The following is a 16,179-nucleotide window of genomic DNA, read 5'->3' on the forward strand; positions in this document are numbered from 1 at the left end:
CGGCCCTTCGGCCGTCTGCCTCAGGCCGTCCGTGCCACCCGGGGGGCGACGGCCAGATTGACCACGACCGCGACCAGGATGTTGGCTGCCAGCGCCAGAAGGCCGGCATAGACCGTGACCGTGCCGCCGCCGAAGCTCAGCGCGTGCAGCGGCTTCAGCCCGTCGCTCCACACCACCCAGCTGCCGCCGAAGAAGCCGACCGCCCAGCCGGCCAGCAGGGCGGGCGCGCGGAACCAGCCGACATAGAGGCCGAACACCAGCGCCGGCAGGGTCTGCAGGATCCAGACGCCGCCGAGCAGCTGCAGGTCGAGCGCGAACTGGGTCGGCAGGAACACGATCACCAGGAGCGCGCCGACCTTGACCACCAGCGAGGTGATCTTGGCCACCTGCGCCTCGCCGGCATGGCTGACGCCGGGGTCGACATAGGCCTTCCAGAAGTTGCGTGTGAACAGGTTGGCGGCGCCGATGCTCATCACCGCCGCCGGCACCAGCGCGCCGATGGCGATGGCGGCGAAGGCGAAGCCGGCGAACCAGCTCGGGAACAGGGTCTGGAACAGCGCCGGCACCACGTCGTTCGGGCTGGCGACGTTGAGGTGGGCGGCATGGCCCATATAGCCGAGCAGGGCCAGGAGGCCGAGCAGCAGGGTGTAGGCCGGCAGGAGCGCCGCGTTCTTGCGGATGGTGTTGGCGCTGGCCGAGGCGAAGATGCCGGTCAGGGTGTGCGGATACATGAAGGCGGCCAGGGCCGAGCCCAGCGCCAGCGTGGCATAGGCGACCATCTGGCTGTCGCCGAGCAGCAGACCGCCGGCGCCCTTGGCCTGGAAGGCCTGGTCGGCCGCCTGGAACACGGCGCCGTAGCCGCCCAGCTCCCACGGGATCAGCGCCACCGCGGCCAGCACCGCGATGTAGATCATGATGTCCTTGACGAAGGCGATCAGCGCCGGCGCCCGCAGCCCGGCGGAATAGGTGTAGAGCGCCAGGATGATGAAGGCGATCGCCAGCGGCACCTCGCCGGCCAAACCCTCGCCATGCAGCCCCAGCGCCTTGATCACCGCGGCCATGCCGACCAGCTGCAGCGCGATATAGGGCATCACGGCAAGGACGCCGGTGATCGCCACCGCCAGCTCCAGCCCGCGCGAGCCGTACTGGCCGAACACCACGTCGCCGGCGGTGACGTAGCCGTGCTGCTTCGCCCGCTTCCACAGCTTCGGCATCACCAGGAAGACGAAGGGATAGACGATGATGGTATAGGGCAGGGCGAAGAAGCCGTAGGCGCCGACGGCGTAGACCAGCGCCGGCACCGCGATCACGGTGTAGGCGGTGTAGAAGTCGCCGCCGACCAGGAACCAGGTGACCCAGGTGCCGAATTTCCGGCCGCCCAGCCCCCATTCGTCGATATGGGCCAGCGTCTCGCCCCGCTTCCAGCGGGCGGCCATGAAGCCCATGACGGTGACCAGGATGAAGAAGAAGGCGAAGACGGCGAGGGCGACGACATCCAGCTCAGTCGTCATGGCGCACGCTCCGATAGGCGATCCAGATGATCAGCGCGGTCAGCGGCACCCAGGCGAACTGGTACCAGTAGAAGAACGGGAAGCCCAGGATCTCCGGCTGCCGCGCGTTGTAGAACGGCACCCACAGGAGCCCGACATAGGGCAGGAGCAGCAGCCACAGCACGGGCCGCCGGGAACGCTCAGGCATGGCAAATCCTTCCGTCGCGGGCCTACCCCGGCCCGATTGCGGCCACCCTGCCATCGTCCCTGGACATGTTAACCGGAATTAGCTCATGGCGGCATTGCCGGTGCGGAAACGCGACCCGGCAAAAGCCGCGCGCCTGCGGCAGACGGGCACCGGGCCCGGGGCCGCAGGCGCTGCAGCCGGCCCGCTCAGGGCTTCGGGTGCGAGTGACCCTGGAGCTGGAGCGGCGCCGCCCCCTCGGCCACCGCCGTGATATCCCCGTCGGGCAGCACGATCGCGACGTTCTGCATCATGCCTTTGTCCTCGTGATCGAGGATATGGCAATGCAGCACGAACGCGCCGATATAGCGTTCGTACCGGGTCCGCACCGTGATCTTATAGTCCTGCTTGACCCAGAGCGTGTCCTTCCACACGCCTTTCAGGCCCGGATATTGCGGATCGGACGCATCGTCGGCCCCCGGGGCGCTCACGTCCTTGCCGTTCTTATCGAGGATCGAGACGACCTGGAAGGGATTGACGTGGATGTGGAACGGGTGGCCGCTCCGTGCCGAATGGAGCGTCCATTCGTCCACGCTGCCGAGCTTGAGCTCTCGGGGCGGATCCCTGGGGTCATAGGATTTCGCATCGTCGCCGCTCGCGGTGCTGCTGACTTGGAAGGCGGTCTTTTCGTCCACGGTCCTGATGTTGAAGGTCAGCTCCTGCTTGCCCTTGACGTCGCTCTCCGCAATGTCCTCATGGGGGACGAACTTGGACAGCTTGAGGCCGGCCTTGAGGTCGGCGACGACCACCGGCGCAATATCGGCGGGCATCTTGGCTTCGGCCTGGGCCACCAGGGTATTGACGACATATTGGGAGAGGTTCGGGACCGGCGTGCCCGGCTCGACATCCACGAAGCCGAGCAGCGATGGGTTGGGGGTGTCGCCGTTGACCGACCCCGCCGCCGGGGAGGATGTGTCGATCAGGCAGTACTTGCCCGCCTCCGGAAACACCGTCAGCGCATCCCAGCGGTAGCCGGGCTGGAAGACCGTGACGTTCGAGGCCTGCGCCTGCGCTATGGTCAGCCCGTCCGCCGCGACCCGGAAATGGGAAATGCCCGAGCCGCTGCAGGATTCCTGGATGAAGGTCTGGGCCTCCTCCTGGCTCAGGGTCGCGGGGACCCTGGCCGAGGATTGCATCTTCACGATCCTGAGGCTGATCGTGTCGCGCACGCCGCCATGGATCATCCGCCAGCGCTGGATCTGTCCCTGCGTGGCCGGGATGGTCGGGAGGACGACGCCGTTGATGGAGGTGTACCGTCCCGACTCGGGCCACTTTGACAACTGGTCGTAGCCTTCGATGCTGCCGACATCGGCGGGTCTGTCGCCGTCGGCGGGGTCGCAGCGGTAGGTCTTGCCGTCGTCACCGTACTTAATCTTCCCCAGCTTGCCATCCACCGAGGGCTCGCGGCAGGCGTACTGGATCTGCTGGAACACCATCACCCGGTCCTCCAGGCCCTGCAGCAGCGTGTCGAGATCGCTTGGCTTCTCCTGGGTGGGGAGCCGGCTGCCGCGGATGATCAGCGCTCCGGCCATGCCGCTGGAGACCTGCAGCGCGGTCGAGCCGTGGCGATGGGTGTGATACCAGAAGGTCCCCGCCGGATGCCCGCTCGGGATCTTGTACTCATACTCGAACTTGACGCCGGGGTTGATCGACAGCAGCACATTGTCGCCGTTGCCCGCCGGATTCACCCACAGGCCGTGGGTGTGCAGGTTCGTGCCGTTGAAGCAGTGCGGCGCGTTGACGTCGAAGTCCCGGCCTGAGTGATGCCCTGCCAAGCAGCTCGGGTCCTCCGGCAGCTGGTTGTGCAGGTTGACGTAGATCGTGTCGCCCGGCACGACCTCGATCGTCGGCGAGACGTAAGGGATGTCCGGGTTGACATCCGTGCCGTTGTAGCTGCGCAGCCGGACCTTGTCGTAGCTGTCCGTCGCCGGGTTGTAGATCTCCCCGTCGGTATAGACGATGTTGAGATCCAGCACCTTCTCATGCGGCACCGCCCGGACCGACGGCGTCAGGCTCGCCGGCGCGATCCCCTCGCCGAGGACCCGGGGGTTGGTGATCAACCGCTCCGCGACCTGCGCCGCGGCCGGAACCGTGCCGAAGGCGGCCAGGGCCAGGCCGGCCAGCAGAAGGCGTCCGATGGGGACTTTGGGTTCGACTGCCATATCCACCTCCAAAAGGTTCGACTATCGGGATTGAAGACTCCGTCCGGAAAGGTCGGCCGGTCAGGGGCCGATGCGCACCGTCACGCGCGGAACCTCCGCGGCGGTCGGGTCGCGCTCCGGCCCCCCGTCCTGGGTGATGGTCAGCAGGACGACGACGCGGCCGTCCTCGATCGCCTCCGCCGGCAGGGGCAGCGCGTAGGTCCCGGCCTGCAGCCCGGCGCGCGGGCCGAAGGGCGAGATCACGCCGATGATCTCGCCCGCCGCCGTCAATACGGTGACCTCGCGGCGTCCGATCGGGCCGACCTCGACCACGAGCCAGGCGATCTCGTCCGGCTGCAGCGGGCGGGGCAGGGCCAGAATCCGCTCCTGCGCCGCCACGCTCTCGCCCCCGAGGGCCGGGACGGCGAGCCATCCGAGGACCGCGGCGGCGAGGCACAGCACCGCCCTACGACGGCGTCGCCAGCGAGACGGCCTTGAGCGCGAGGGCTTTCTTGTCCTGTCCATTCGACGGCACCACCTTGATCTTCAGCGTCGCGTCCGCCCCCGCGGCCAGGGCCGTGAAGGCCTGCAGCGTCTGGGGCAGCGGCACCGAGAAGGTCAGGTCCATGCCCCCATGCCCGTGCATGCCCGGCATCGGCGCGCCGAACAGGGCGAAGGTGCCGGCATAGTAGGGGCTGTCGGCCGAGACCTCGGCGACGCCCTCGGGGGCGTTGACGAGGACGTCGAATTCGCGCGGCCCCGCCGGATCCATCGGCCGGGTCAGCGTCATCGCCGCGACCAGCGGCTGCGCCCCGCCGGCGGCGAGATGGCTTTGCACCGCCGCCCGCGGCACGGTGACCGTCGCGACATCGGCGGCCACGGCGCTGTGGATCGGCGGCAGGGATTCGGCGCTCGACACCAAGGCCGTCTTCGGGATGATCTCTTCGCCCGACCCCGGCTCGTAGTCGTATTCGAACGGGGTCGTTTTGAAGTAGTCCTCGGCCTTGCCGTCCGGGACGGGGTTGCCCTGGCCGTCGATGAAGAACAGGAACGGCTCATTGAGGTATCTGTCGCTGTCCGCGTCGGAGGGGTCGGGGGACAGGCCCATCGCCAACTGCTTCCGCGTCCAGACGTCCCACAGCCGGTCCATATTGGCGTGGTGCAGGAAGAACACCGGGTCGACCGGCGACAGGTTGTTGGTCATGTTGCCGAACGGGCCCGGCTGCAGCTCCTTCTCCCCGAGGGAGCCGTACCCGCCGATGTAGTTGTGCACCTTGTTGTGCGGGAACCCTTCGAGCGTGGAGAAGACGGTCGACCGGGGCGGCGGGACGTGGTGCGACGGCGTCTGCGAGCTGGTGAAGCTCTTGACGGGGTCGGTGTCGCCGGCCTTGTTGGTGACGTTGAAGCCCTTGGGCGAGAGCCCCGCGAGGATCTTGCTCAGCAGGACATTGGCGGCGGTCTTGCCGTCCAGCTTCGGATTGTCGCGCGTCAGGTAGCGCGCGCCGCCGGTGATCACGAACGCCTGGTTCTGGGCGATCGGCACGACATCGGGGACCGGCTTGGGCGGATCGCAGGGGATCAGGGTGTAGCCGAGGATGTCCTTCCAGACATCGTCGACGGTGTTGTAGCCCCGCTTGGCCTGCTGCGTGAGCTGGTCGGCCGAGAGGCCTTTCCAATACTCGGTCAGGGCCGGCTTCATGAAACGGGTGAACGCCGCCACGCTGCCGGTATAGGGCAGGAAGGGCGCGCTCGTCGGCGTCAGGAAGTCGTCGAACATCCCGTCCGGGATCCGCGGCAGCTCGGTCCAGTCCCAATAGGGCAGCACGAAGCTGGCATCGTTGGTCACGGTGCGGATGGTCTGCTCGAAATATCCGATGTAGCCGCGATGCCAGACATAGAACCACCAGTTGCCGTGCGGGCAGTCCATCATGTGGACGAAGGCGTTGCGGAACCAGTTGTGCGGGTGGTCCGCCGGCTGGTTCAGCATCGCCTCCACGCCCCTGGCGTAAATGCCCAGCATCCTCTTCCCGGCAGCGCTGGTGACATTCGGACGGGTGTATTTGGCCGCTGCCCGCGCCGGTGTGAGCGGCACTGCCGCGGCGCCGGCCGCGACAGCGGCTGCCACCAGGACATCGCGGCGCGATAAATGGAAATCCGATCGATCCATGTCGGCCTCCCGAAAAATATGACATAATGAAGATGTTGTTCTGTATTGTGAAAGTGTATTGGAAGGAAATCCAATTTATGGGTGCTCACCGATATCATGACATAAAAACATATCAAACGTATAAGGATAATCTCTTGGTTTTATATTTACTATAGAGTCATTTCGATCTTCTGAGATTCATCTGCTGTGAGAATTCTTGAGTCTATGGAATCTCCTGCAAGTGCCTAAAAAAATTTATTTATTCGTAATTTCGATGATGAATCAGTTCTAGGCGACCATATCTTTTTCGGCGGGATATTATTCCATCTCTCCAGATCCCTGTATGCATCATTATTCGTGGCGCAAGAGCGAATTGCAAATTATATTGTTCGGCATAAATTTGTAGCAATAGCGTATCTAATTTATCGAAAGGTCTCTGTCCGGCGGCTCGACGCCGGCCGGCGTGGCAGGCGGCGCTGCAGGTCGTCCATCACGGTGTAGAGCACCGGCGCATCGACCAGGCTGAGCGCGGTCGAGGAGACCAGCCCCCGATCACCGCGATCGCCACCGGCGCACGGATTCGGCGCCGGCGCCGATTTCGTGATGCCGACGGATGGCCCTTCTAAACTCAAAAGGGACGCTTCGCGCCTCGCCATGACGGAAAGGAACCGCAGAGTCGATCTCAAAGGCCGCTGGTGTGATCCGACCCGAAATCGCGCTCAGCTGCTGTCGGGTGCGGGCTTTGGGTCGTCGACATAGAGGCCGAGGCCGAGGGAGCGGCAGAGGCGGTCGGCGACGGTGGCGGTGGTTTCGGTGTCGAGCCACCCGATCACGTCCGGCTCCTGCAGCCGGACCGCGAGCCCGGCCTCAAGCCCCGGCACCCGGGTCGGATCGCGGACCTCGGCGAAGGCCCGCTCCATGGCGGCGGCGACCGCATCCCGGCGCCGGGCCCGCTCGGCCCCGATCGCAGTCGGGCCGCCGGAAGGCCGGGCCGGGCGCGGCGTGGCCGGCCAGCCGAGGGCGCCCCAGCGGGACCACTCCTCGGACAGGCCGAGGCCGCAGGCCAGCCCGGACATCACCGCGCCGACCGGCCGGTCCTCGACCCGGGCCGCCTCGTCCTGGTAGAGGTCCTCGATCCGCTCCTCGAGCTCGTCGACCAGGACCTCGGCGCGGCCGAAATCCTCGACCTCGTCCCAGATCATGCACTTCATGACGTGCTCGACCTCGTCGCGGTGGCGGTCGCGGCGGGCCGGGCGGCCGGCCTCGCGCTCGGCGGACCGGTCCTGGTCGTCGGCGCAGAGGTCCTTCACGGCGCGGGCGCGCTGGGCCAGGGTCTGGCGCACCAGATGGGCGTAGCGGGCGAAGGCGAGGCCGGGGTCTCCGGCCGGGGCCGACGGAGCCTCCGCCGGGGCCGGAGTATCGGTGGCCGCAGGCTGGGCCTCCGCCGCCTGGGCGGCGAGGGCGCGGGCGCCGGCGGCCTCGGCCAGCTGCATGCCGATCTCGGCCAGGCGCGAGAGCATCTCGCACTGCTGCAGCGCGCAGCCGCGGCCATAGGCCTGGACGTTGAAATCGGCAGGGATCTCCTTCATGGAACATATCATGAACGAGTCGCGCAGCCCCGCGCAATGAACATTGTGTTTACGGGTTGGGGGAGCCGAAAGGGCTGCACGGTCTGGCCTCCGGCAGATGCGCAGGCGGCTCGCCGCTCGACATCCTCTCAGCCCGGCCGAATGAAATGATCCGACCTCGCTCCGCTCTAGCTCTTCAGCCGATACCCGGTCCGGAAGATCCAGGCCACGACGGCCAGGCAGGCCGCCAGGAAGGCCAGGGTCATGCCGAGGCTCACCGCGACGTTGACGTCGGCGATCCCGTAGAAGCTCCAGCGGAAGCCGCTGATCAGGTAGACCACGGGGTTGAACAGCGCCACGGTCTGCCAGAAGGGCGGCAGCATCGAGATCGAATAGAAGCTGCCGCCGAGGAAGGTCAGCGGCGTGATGATCAGGAGCGGCACCAGCTGCAGCTTCTCGAACCCGTCGGCCCAGATGCCGATGATGAAGCCGAACAGGCTGAAGGTGACGGCCGTCAGCACCAGGAACAGCAGCATCCAGAATGGATGGAGGACCTGCAGCGGCACGAACAGCCCGGCCGTGGCCAGGATGATCACGCCGAGGACGATCGACTTGGTGGCGGCCGCCCCGACATAGGCGACGACGATCTCGAGGTAGGAGACCGGTGCCGACAGCAGCTCGTAGATCGTGCCGATGAATTTCGGGAAGTAGATGCCGATCGACGCGTTGGAGATGCTCTGGGTCAGCAGCGACAGCATGATCAGCCCCGGCACGATGAAGGCGCCGTAGCTGACCCCGTGGATCTCCTCGATGCGCGAGCCCAGGGCCGCGCCGAAGACCACGAAGTACAGCGAGGTCGAGATCACCGGCGACAGGATGCTCTGCATCAGGGTGCGGCCGGTGCGCGCCATCTCCGACAGGTAGATCGCGCGGATCGCGTAGAGGTTCATCGCCGTTCGCTCACTAGGCTGACGAAGATCTCCTCCAGCGAGCTCTGGCTCGTGCGGAGGTCCCTGAACCGGATTCCGGCATCGGCGAGGGCCTGCATCACCGCGGTGATGCCGGTGCGCTCGCCCTGGGTGTCGTAGGTATAGACCAGCTCGGCGCCGTCGGCCGACAGCGACAGCTGATGCGCGGCCAGCGCCTCGGGCAGGCTGTCCAGCGGCGCCTGCAGCTGCAAGGTCAGCTGCTTCCTGCCGAGCTTGCGCATCAGCTCGGCCTTGTCCTCGACCAGGATGATCTCGCCCTTGCGGATCACCCCGATCCGGTCGGCCATCTCCTCGGCCTCGTCGATGTAGTGGGTGGTCAGGATGATGGTCACGCCCCGGTCCCGCAGCGTGCGGACCAGCCGCCACATATCCTGCCGCAGCTCGACGTCCACCCCCGCCGTCGGCTCGTCCAGGAACAGGATCTGCGGCTCATGCGCCAGCGCCTTGGCGATCAGCACCCGGCGCTTCATGCCGCCGGACAGCGTCATGATCTTGCTGTCCTTCTTGTCCCACAGCGACAGGTCGCGCAGGACCTTCTCGATATGGGCCGGGTTCGCCGGCTTGCCGAACAGCCCGCGGCTGAGGCTGGCGGTGGCCCAGACGGTGGTGAAGGCGTCGGTCGTCAGCTCCTGTGGCACCAGGCCGATGCGGGAGCGGGCGGCGCGGTAGTCGGCGACGATGTCGTGGCCGTCCACCGACACCGTCCCGCCGCCCGGCCGGACGATGCCGCAGACGATGTTGATCAGCGTGGTCTTTCCGGCGCCGTTGGGGCCGAGCAGGGCGAAGATCTCGCCGCGCCGGATCTCCAGGTCGACGCCTTTCAGCGCCTGGAAGCCGGAGGCATAGGTCTTCGACAGGTTCGAGACGGTGATGATCGGCAGCATGGTGGCGACCTTAGCCGATGCGGCGGGTGATTCGATGCGGGTTTGTGAGCCCGGAACGCGGAGGCGGACGGCTGCCGCCCATCCGCCTCCGCCCGGATTGTCATCGACCGCTCGGAGCTCAGGCTGGTGAAAGCGGCCGATCGAGAACGCTCCAGTCGAACGTGCGCGCCCAGTCCGCATAGCCGTGCCAGCCGACCTCGGGGAAATCGCGCCGCAACGCGGCGATATCGGCCGAATAGCCGACCCGGTCGAACCACTCGAACATCAGCGCCGCATCCTCGCTCTGCTGGCGCATCACGGCGACCGGGATCTCCTGATAGCCGATCGGGCGGCCGATGGCCTGCGACAGGATTCTCGCCTGCTCCTCGCCGGGCAATTCGTCCCCGGCGATGTCGAAGCGCCGGCCGAACACCTGCTCGCGCCGCTCCGCCAGCACGGCGACGAAGGCCCCGATATCGGCCACCGCGACCAGCTGCAGGGCGCGTCCGGGCGGCATCGCGAAGGCATGCGTCCCCTGGCGCAGCCCCTCGACCGACCACGGCGCGACGGCGTTCTCCATGAACGCGACCGGCGCGCTGACGGTGTAGGGGAGGCCGAGCCCGGCAATGTGCTGTTCGACGAGATGCTTGCTCTCGAAATGCGGGACGCCGGTCTGCCTGTCGGCGCTGGCGACGGAAGAGTAGATCAGATGCCCGATGCCGGCCGCCTTCGCCGCATCGGCGGCCAGGATCCCCTGCCGGGTTTCCTCTTCCGGCCCGGCTTCGTAGGTGTTGGTCATCAGGAACATCGTGTCGACGCCCTGGGCGGCATTCTGCACGGAGGCCGGATCGGCGAGGTCGCCGGCCACGACGTCGGCCCCGGCCGACGCCAGCCGGCGTGCGGCCTCGCCGTCCGGCTTGCGGGTCAGCGCCCGCACCCGATGCCCCCTGGTCAGCAGCGCATGCGCGACCGAGCCGCCCTGCTGGCCCGTGGCGCCGGTCACCAGCACGTTTCGTTGGATTGTCATGTGTCAGCTCCTTCTGTTTCCGACGGAGCAGAGTTGGGGGCTCGCACATTGGTCCATTATGGTGGATAATTGGAAAACGTCGTCTCACCTCTGGATATAATGCTCGACCTCAACGACGTCCTCGTGTTCGCCCGCGTCGTCGAGGCCGGCAGCTTCACCGCCGCCGCGCGGCTGCTCGGCATGCCCAAGACGACGGTCAGCCGCCGCGTCGCCGCGCTCGAGCGGGCGGTCGGGGTGCGGTTGCTGCAGCGGACGACGCGCAGCCTCGGCCTGACCGATGCCGGGCGCCTCTATTACGAGCAGGCCGGCCAGGCGCTGCGGACCGTCGAGGAGGCGAACCGGCGCCTGGCGGAGGCGCGGGCGGAGCCGTCCGGGACGATCCGGATCTCGGCTCCCGTCGGCTTCGGCGGCTACCTGACCGCCACGGTGCTCGACTTCCTGGCGGCGTATCCGAAGACCAGGGTCGAGCTCCTGCTGACGGATGACAGGCTGAACCTGATCGAGACCGGAATCGACCTCGCCTTCCGGACCGGGGTTCTTCCCGATTCCACGCTGATCGCCCGCAGGCTCGGCTCCACGCACCGGGTCCTGTGCGCCAGCCCGGATTATCTCGCGCGACGCGGCACGCCGGCCTCGCCGGCGGACCTCGCCGGCCATGACTGCGTCATCGCGGGCCGGTCGGCGGCCGGCGCTTCATGGGTGCTGGAGGGACCGCAGGGCCAGGAGACGGTCACGGTGTCCGGGCGCTTCGCCGCGAACGAGATGCAGGTGGTGGCCGCCGGCTCGATCGCGGGCCACGGCATCGCCCTGCTGCCGTCCGGCATCGCCGAGGCCCGGATCCGGGACGGACGGCTGCTCCGCGTGCTGGCCGACTACACGACGGCCGCCGGCGGCATCCATGTGGTCTATCCCAGCAGCCGGCACCTCTCGCCCCTGGTGAAGGCCTTCATAGAGCTTGCCGCCGAGCGAATGCGGGCTAGAGAAGCTGGTGGTCAGCCGCCCGTCCGCTCATCGCTCGTCACCGCGCCGTCGACCAGATGAATCCGTCGGTCCATCCGGGCCGCCAGATCGACGTCGTGGGTCACCGCCACCACCGTCTTGCCGCGCTCGCGCACCAGGGCCGAGAGGATGGCGAAGACCTGCTCCGAGCTATGGGAATCGAGGCTGCCGGTCGGCTCGTCGGCCAGCAGCAGCGGCGGGTCGTTGGCCAGGGACCGGGCCACCGCCACGCGCTGGCGCTGGCCGCCGGACAGCTGGTCCGGCCGCTTGCCGCGATGGTCGGCGAGGCCGAGGGAATCGAGCAGCGCGTCCGCCCGCTCGCGCATCTCGCGGGCGCCGAGGCGGCCGAGCTTGCGCATCGGGATCTCGATATTCTCGCGCGCCGTGAACTCCGGCAGCAGGAAATGGAACTGGAAGACGAAGCCGATCGATTCCAGCCGCAGCCGGGCCCGGCCGCGCTCGTTCAGCGCCGCCGCCTCCTGCCCGGCGATGCTCAAGCTCCCGCCCGTCTGCCGGTCGAGCAGGCCGAGCAGGTACAGCAGCGACGACTTGCCGGAGCCGGAAGGGCCGGTGACCGCGACCAGCTCGCGCTCGCCGATCGCCAGCGACACGTCCTTGACCAGCGTCACCGGCACCGTCTCCGGCAGCACCCGGGTCAGCCCCTTCGCCTCGATCAGCGGGCTCATGTCGCCCCCCGGATGATGTCGACCGGGTTCAGCTTCGCCGCCTGGCGCGCGGGCAGGTAGCCGGCGATCCCGGCGGCGGCCAGGGCGAAGCCGGCGGCGATCAGGTAGTGCCAGGGGCTCCAGGTCAGCGGCAGCCTGGTGATCTCGCGCCCGATATTGGCGCCGGACAGGTGCAGCTCCACCTGCGACAGGGCAAAGCACAGGGCGAAGCCCAGCAGCCAGCCGACCAGCGACCCGGCGAGGCCGAGCGTCAGCCCCTCCAGCAGGAACAGCCGGCGCATGTCCCGCGCCTCGAAGCCGAGCGACTTCAGGATGGCGATGTCGCGCGCCTTCTCATGGGTGATGGTCGAGACGATGTTGAAGATGCCGAAGCCGGCCACCAGCAGGATGGCGCCGACCACCGTGTACATGATGATGTTGCGGATGACGAAGGCCTCCAGCAGGGATTCGTTCGCCTCCTGCCAGGCCACCGCCTTGTAGCCGATCTGCGCCTCCACCCGCCTGGCCACCGCCGGCGCCGCGGCCGCATCGTCCAGCTTCAGCCGGATCTCGTTGATGGCGTTCGGCCGCTCGCTCAGGATCTGCGCGATCTTCAGCAGGACATAGCCCTCGCCCTCGTCGCGGGCGGTGACGCCGGTGTGGAACAGGCCGACGATCTTGACCGCGCGGCTCTGGCCGGTGGCGGAGACCAGGGTGACGGTGGTGCCGAGATCGGCGCCCAGCCGCTTCGCCAGGCTGTCCCCGACCACGATGTTGTTGCCGCCGGCGATCAGCGAGTCGAAGCTGCCCTGGCGGAAATCCTGGGCGATCGAGGAGACGCGCGCCTCCTGCCGCGGCTCGACGCCGAAGATGCTGATGCCGATGTCCTGCCCGGCATAGCGGACCACGCCCTGGGTCTTCAGGCTCTTCGACATCTTTCCGGGGATCCAGGCGCTCAGCGCCGCCACGGCCGCGGTCGGGTTCAGGATGCCGCGCCGGTCGTCCCGCGGCCTCAGGCCGGCGATCGCGACCGCGTCGAATTCGTCCTCGGCCGGCTGGCGCGCCGCGGTGCGGCGCTCGTCGGTGATCTGGACATGCGGCATGGTGTCGATCAGCTGGGCGACGAAATCGTCCTCGCCGCCCTGCATCAGCGCCGCCATGGCGATCGAGAAGCCGACTCCAAGGGCCGTGCCCAGGATCGCGACCAGGGTCTGCCGGCCGCGGCCGATGATATGGGTGACGGCGAGGTCGAGCAGCAGCCGCATGGCTCAGCTTTCCTCCGGCGCCACCCGGGCGCCGTCGGCCAGCGCCTCGGGGAAGGGGGTGATCACACGGTCGCCCTCGGCCAGGCCGGACACCACCTCGATGTCGCGGATGCCGCGGATGCCGGCCGCGATCGTCCGGCGCCGGGCCCGGCCGTCGCCGTCGACCATGAAGACGGCGTCGCCGTTGACTGCCTCGGTGGGAACGAGCAGGGCGTTCGGCACCGTCCGGTTGACGATGTTGACGTCGACCGTCATGCCGATCCTGACCGGCGTGTCGTCCGGCAGGGCCAGGCGCACGCGATAGGTCTTGGCCACCGGGTCGCCCTTCGGCGTGATGCTGTCGACCGTGGCCGGCAGCGCCCGGCCCGGGAAGGCGTCGGCGCGCAGCAGCGCCGTCTGCCCGACCGCGACCAGGGGGATGTCCTCCTCGTTGACGTCGGCGATGACCCAGAGCGGCTTCGGCTCGCCGACCCAGAACAGGATGGTGCCGGGGTCGACGATCTCGCCGACCTCGCCGTCCTTGCGCAGCACCAGGCCACGCATCGGCGCGCGCAGGACGTAGTTCTCCAGCTTGGCGGTCTGGCCGGCGATCATCGCGTCCAGCCGCGACAGCTCGCTGCGCGCCTGGTCCAGCGTCTGGACGCTGGCGACATTGCGGCCGGCCAGGACCATCTGCCGGTCGTGCTCGGCCGCCGCCAGCTTCTGCCGCGCCTTCAGCTCGGCCAGCGTCGCCTCGGCCTCGCGGCTGTCCAGCCGGGCCAGCTCTGCGCCGGGCTCGACCGGCTCGCCCTCGCAATCGCACAGGGCCGTGATCCGCTCCTGGATCAGCGGCGTCACCTTGGCCCAGACGCGCGGCTCGATCACGCCGGTGGCGTAGACGATCTGCGCCGCCTCGCCGCGCCTGGGCGCAACGGTCGCGACCGCGGCGGGGCGGCCGAACAGCCAGGCGGCGGCGCCGGCGATCAGCGCGAGCACCAGGACGGCGGACAGGATGCGGACGGTCTTCAACTGCGGCTCCGACGGCGGCGAGTCGGCGAGAATATATATACGAAACAGTATCGTTTCGATATATGATTCGAGAGAAGGCTCGGAGGGCTCGATGTGACGGCGGCGAAAACAGGGGATCGACGGGCGCCGGGGCGGCCGCGCAGCCGGGCGGCGGAGGAGGCGATCCTGAAGGCGGCGCTGGCGCTGTTCCTGGACCATGGCGTCGAGGGCGCGAGCATCGAGCGCATCGCCAGGCGCGCCGGGGTCGGCAAGACCACGATCTACCGGCGCTGGTCGTCCAAGGAGGAGCTGCTGGCCCAGGCGATCGGCCGCGTGCGCGAGGATGCCGAGCGCGACATGGGCGTCACCGACTTCCGCAACTTCGCCGAGATGCCGCTGGGCCCGACGCTGCGCCTGATGATGGAGCAGGGCGCCGAGCTGATGGCGAGTGAGGGGAACCGCAAGCTGCTGGCCCGGCTGATCGGGTCGGTGCAGAGCCATCCGCGGCTGATGGCGATCTATTGGGAGACCTATCTGCGGCCGCGGCGCGAGGCCTTCGGCGTGCTGCTGGAGCGGGCCAAGGCGCGCGGCGAGCTGCCGGCCTCGGCCGACACCGCCATGCTGCAGGACATGATGGGCGGTGCCATGCTGCACCGCCTGCTGATCGACCCGGCGCCGCCGACCGCGGAGGATCTGCGGGACTATCTCGGCCGGCTGCTGCAGCAGCTGGGACTGGCCGAGCCGGGGAAGCAATAGCGGCTCAGCCCAGATACTCGCCCGCGGTCAGGACGGTGGCGGCGACGGCCACCGGCTGTTTCGGCCCGCTGGTGGTCCTGATCGCGATCCGGCCCGCCCCGTCGAAGCCGACGCTCGTGCCCGGACCGTCGAGGTAGTAGGGCCACAGCCCGAGGGCTGCGTTCGACCGGATCAGCGCCTGGTCGGCCGGGCCGAAGACGGCGGTCGAGGCGGATCGGGCATCGATCGCCGCCACCACGCTCAGCCCGGCCAGGACGCGCGGCATCGTGCCGTCCGGCCCGAAGGTCGAGTCCCAGGTCACGTCGGAACCGCCCGGCCAGGGCGGGCCGCTCCGGGTCGCATAGGCCAGGGCGAGGGCGGAGGACACGTACCAGTCCCCCGGCCTCGGCGCGAAGCTCAGGGCATGGGCGAAGGAGAGGTCGGCGGAGACGTCGCCGGACGCGAACTGCGCGCTCGGCCCGCCGGCCGTGGGGCTCTTGGCCCACAGCCCCCAGAAGCCGGGTTCCGGCACCGCCGTGCTGGTGAAGGGGAAGGCCAGGGACGGGGCGGATCCCAGCAGCTTCAGCAGGCCGGCGCAGCCGATGCTCCAGTCGGGCGGCCTGGCCCCCCAGGCGGTGAGCCGCCGCTTGGCCGCGGCGATCGGGTCGAGCGGGTTCGTCCCCGCGACCAGCGCGCCGATCAGCGCGGCATAGGCGGTGAAGAACCGAGTGCCGGAGGCCGCGTAGATCGGCGAGCCGAGCGGGATCGCGTCGAACAGCGACCACAGCGCCTGGTCGTCGCCGGTCGGCAGCGGCAGGGCCGGCTGAAGCACCCGGCCCCGTGGGGCCGGGTGCGCGAGCGCCGCCAGCTCGGCCGCGGCGAAGCGGGCCTGCAATTCGTCGAACGAGGTCATGGGGTCCTTCCGGAGCAGGCCGGAGAAAAGGAGGGCCGCCGCGGCGCATTGCCGGCGCCGCGGCGGGCCCGGGGTTGGCGGGCGTGAGCGGGGCGGGTAGAATGTGGGGGGCCGCCCCAGTGTCGTTTAAAAAAATACCAGCCCACC

General features: G+C 68.6%; 15 protein-coding genes. 2 read left to right on the plus strand and 13 right to left on the minus strand.

Features of this window, described 5'->3' with window-relative positions; genetic code table 11:
• Positions 1–20 precede the first annotated feature (20 nt).
• The 9 genes from mctP to ACFW16_RS24280 all read right to left on the minus strand — a co-directional run bounded on the left by mctP (position 21) and on the right by ACFW16_RS24280 (position 10,468).
• On the minus strand, positions 21–1,511 hold the full coding sequence (mctP, locus tag ACFW16_RS24240) for a monocarboxylate uptake permease MctP (protein ID WP_380309855.1): 1,491 nt from the start codon (positions 1,509–1,511) through the stop codon (positions 21–23).
• On the minus strand, positions 1,501–1,698 hold the full coding sequence (locus ACFW16_RS24245) for a DUF3311 domain-containing protein (protein WP_380309857.1): 198 nt from the start codon (positions 1,696–1,698) through the stop codon (positions 1,501–1,503). The genes mctP and ACFW16_RS24245 overlap by 11 nt, the downstream gene beginning before the upstream one ends.
• Positions 1,699–1,883: 185 nt before the next feature.
• Positions 1,884–3,896 (minus strand): multicopper oxidase family protein, encoded by a 2,013-nt coding sequence (locus tag ACFW16_RS24250; protein WP_380309859.1) that lies wholly within the window; start codon positions 3,894–3,896, stop codon positions 1,884–1,886.
• A 60-nt stretch (positions 3,897–3,956) separates the two neighbouring features.
• Positions 3,957–4,337, minus strand: a complete 381-nt coding sequence (locus tag ACFW16_RS24255; RefSeq protein WP_380309861.1) for a hypothetical protein — start codon at positions 4,335–4,337, stop codon at positions 3,957–3,959.
• Positions 4,338–4,341: 4 nt separating this feature from the next.
• On the minus strand, positions 4,342–6,000 hold the full coding sequence (locus tag ACFW16_RS24260; protein WP_380309863.1) for a tyrosinase family protein: 1,659 nt from the start codon (positions 5,998–6,000) through the stop codon (positions 4,342–4,344).
• A 740-nt stretch (positions 6,001–6,740) separates the two neighbouring features.
• Positions 6,741–7,610, minus strand: a complete 870-nt coding sequence (locus tag ACFW16_RS24265; protein ID WP_380309865.1) for a hypothetical protein — start codon at positions 7,608–7,610, stop codon at positions 6,741–6,743.
• Positions 7,611–7,777: 167 nt separating this feature from the next.
• On the minus strand, positions 7,778–8,539 hold the full coding sequence (locus tag ACFW16_RS24270) for an ABC transporter permease (RefSeq protein WP_380309867.1): 762 nt from the start codon (positions 8,537–8,539) through the stop codon (positions 7,778–7,780).
• The gene (locus ACFW16_RS24275) at positions 8,536–9,462 is read right to left on the minus strand and encodes an ABC transporter ATP-binding protein (RefSeq protein WP_380309869.1); all 927 of its coding nucleotides are present in this window, start codon (positions 9,460–9,462) and stop codon (positions 8,536–8,538) included. Before ACFW16_RS24275 ends, ACFW16_RS24270 begins: the two co-directional genes overlap by 4 nt.
• 118 nt (positions 9,463–9,580) lie before the next feature.
• Positions 9,581–10,468, minus strand: a complete 888-nt coding sequence (locus ACFW16_RS24280) for an NmrA/HSCARG family protein (protein ID WP_380309871.1) — start codon at positions 10,466–10,468, stop codon at positions 9,581–9,583.
• Between the two features lie 99 nt (positions 10,469–10,567).
• Between ACFW16_RS24280 and ACFW16_RS24285 the strand changes: the two genes are divergently transcribed.
• Positions 10,568–11,509, plus strand: coding sequence for a LysR family transcriptional regulator (locus tag ACFW16_RS24285; RefSeq protein WP_380309873.1), 942 nt, complete (start codon positions 10,568–10,570; stop codon positions 11,507–11,509).
• Here ACFW16_RS24285 and ACFW16_RS24290 read toward each other — a convergent pair.
• From ACFW16_RS24290 to ACFW16_RS24300, 3 genes are read right to left on the minus strand one after another with little or no spacing between them, the layout of a single operon-like run.
• Positions 11,461–12,153 (minus strand): ABC transporter ATP-binding protein, encoded by a 693-nt coding sequence (locus ACFW16_RS24290; RefSeq protein WP_380309875.1) that lies wholly within the window; start codon positions 12,151–12,153, stop codon positions 11,461–11,463. The genes ACFW16_RS24285 and ACFW16_RS24290 overlap by 49 nt on opposite strands.
• Entirely contained in the window at positions 12,150–13,397 is a 1,248-nt protein-coding gene (locus ACFW16_RS24295) for an ABC transporter permease (RefSeq protein ID WP_380309877.1), read from the minus strand. Before ACFW16_RS24295 ends, ACFW16_RS24290 begins: the two co-directional genes overlap by 4 nt.
• A 3-nt stretch (positions 13,398–13,400) precedes the next feature.
• Positions 13,401–14,405 carry an efflux RND transporter periplasmic adaptor subunit gene (locus ACFW16_RS24300; protein WP_380309879.1) on the minus strand — a complete coding sequence of 335 codons (1,005 nt, stop codon included), beginning with the start codon at positions 14,403–14,405 and terminating at the stop codon, positions 13,401–13,403.
• 93 nt (positions 14,406–14,498) lie between these two features.
• On the opposite strand from ACFW16_RS24300, the gene ACFW16_RS24305 reads away from it, so the two are divergent.
• Entirely contained in the window at positions 14,499–15,140 is a 642-nt protein-coding gene (locus tag ACFW16_RS24305; RefSeq protein WP_380309881.1) for a TetR/AcrR family transcriptional regulator, read from the plus strand.
• 4 nt (positions 15,141–15,144) lie between these two features.
• Here the strand turns inward: ACFW16_RS24305 and ACFW16_RS24310 are convergent, their stop codons facing one another.
• Positions 15,145–16,032 (minus strand): hypothetical protein, encoded by an 888-nt coding sequence (locus ACFW16_RS24310; protein WP_380309883.1) that lies wholly within the window; start codon positions 16,030–16,032, stop codon positions 15,145–15,147.
• Positions 16,033–16,179: the final 147 nt, after the last annotated feature.

It is taken from the genome of Inquilinus sp. NPDC058860 (assembly GCF_042743185.1).
Classification (GTDB): Bacteria; Pseudomonadota; Alphaproteobacteria; order DSM-16000; family Inquilinaceae; genus Inquilinus.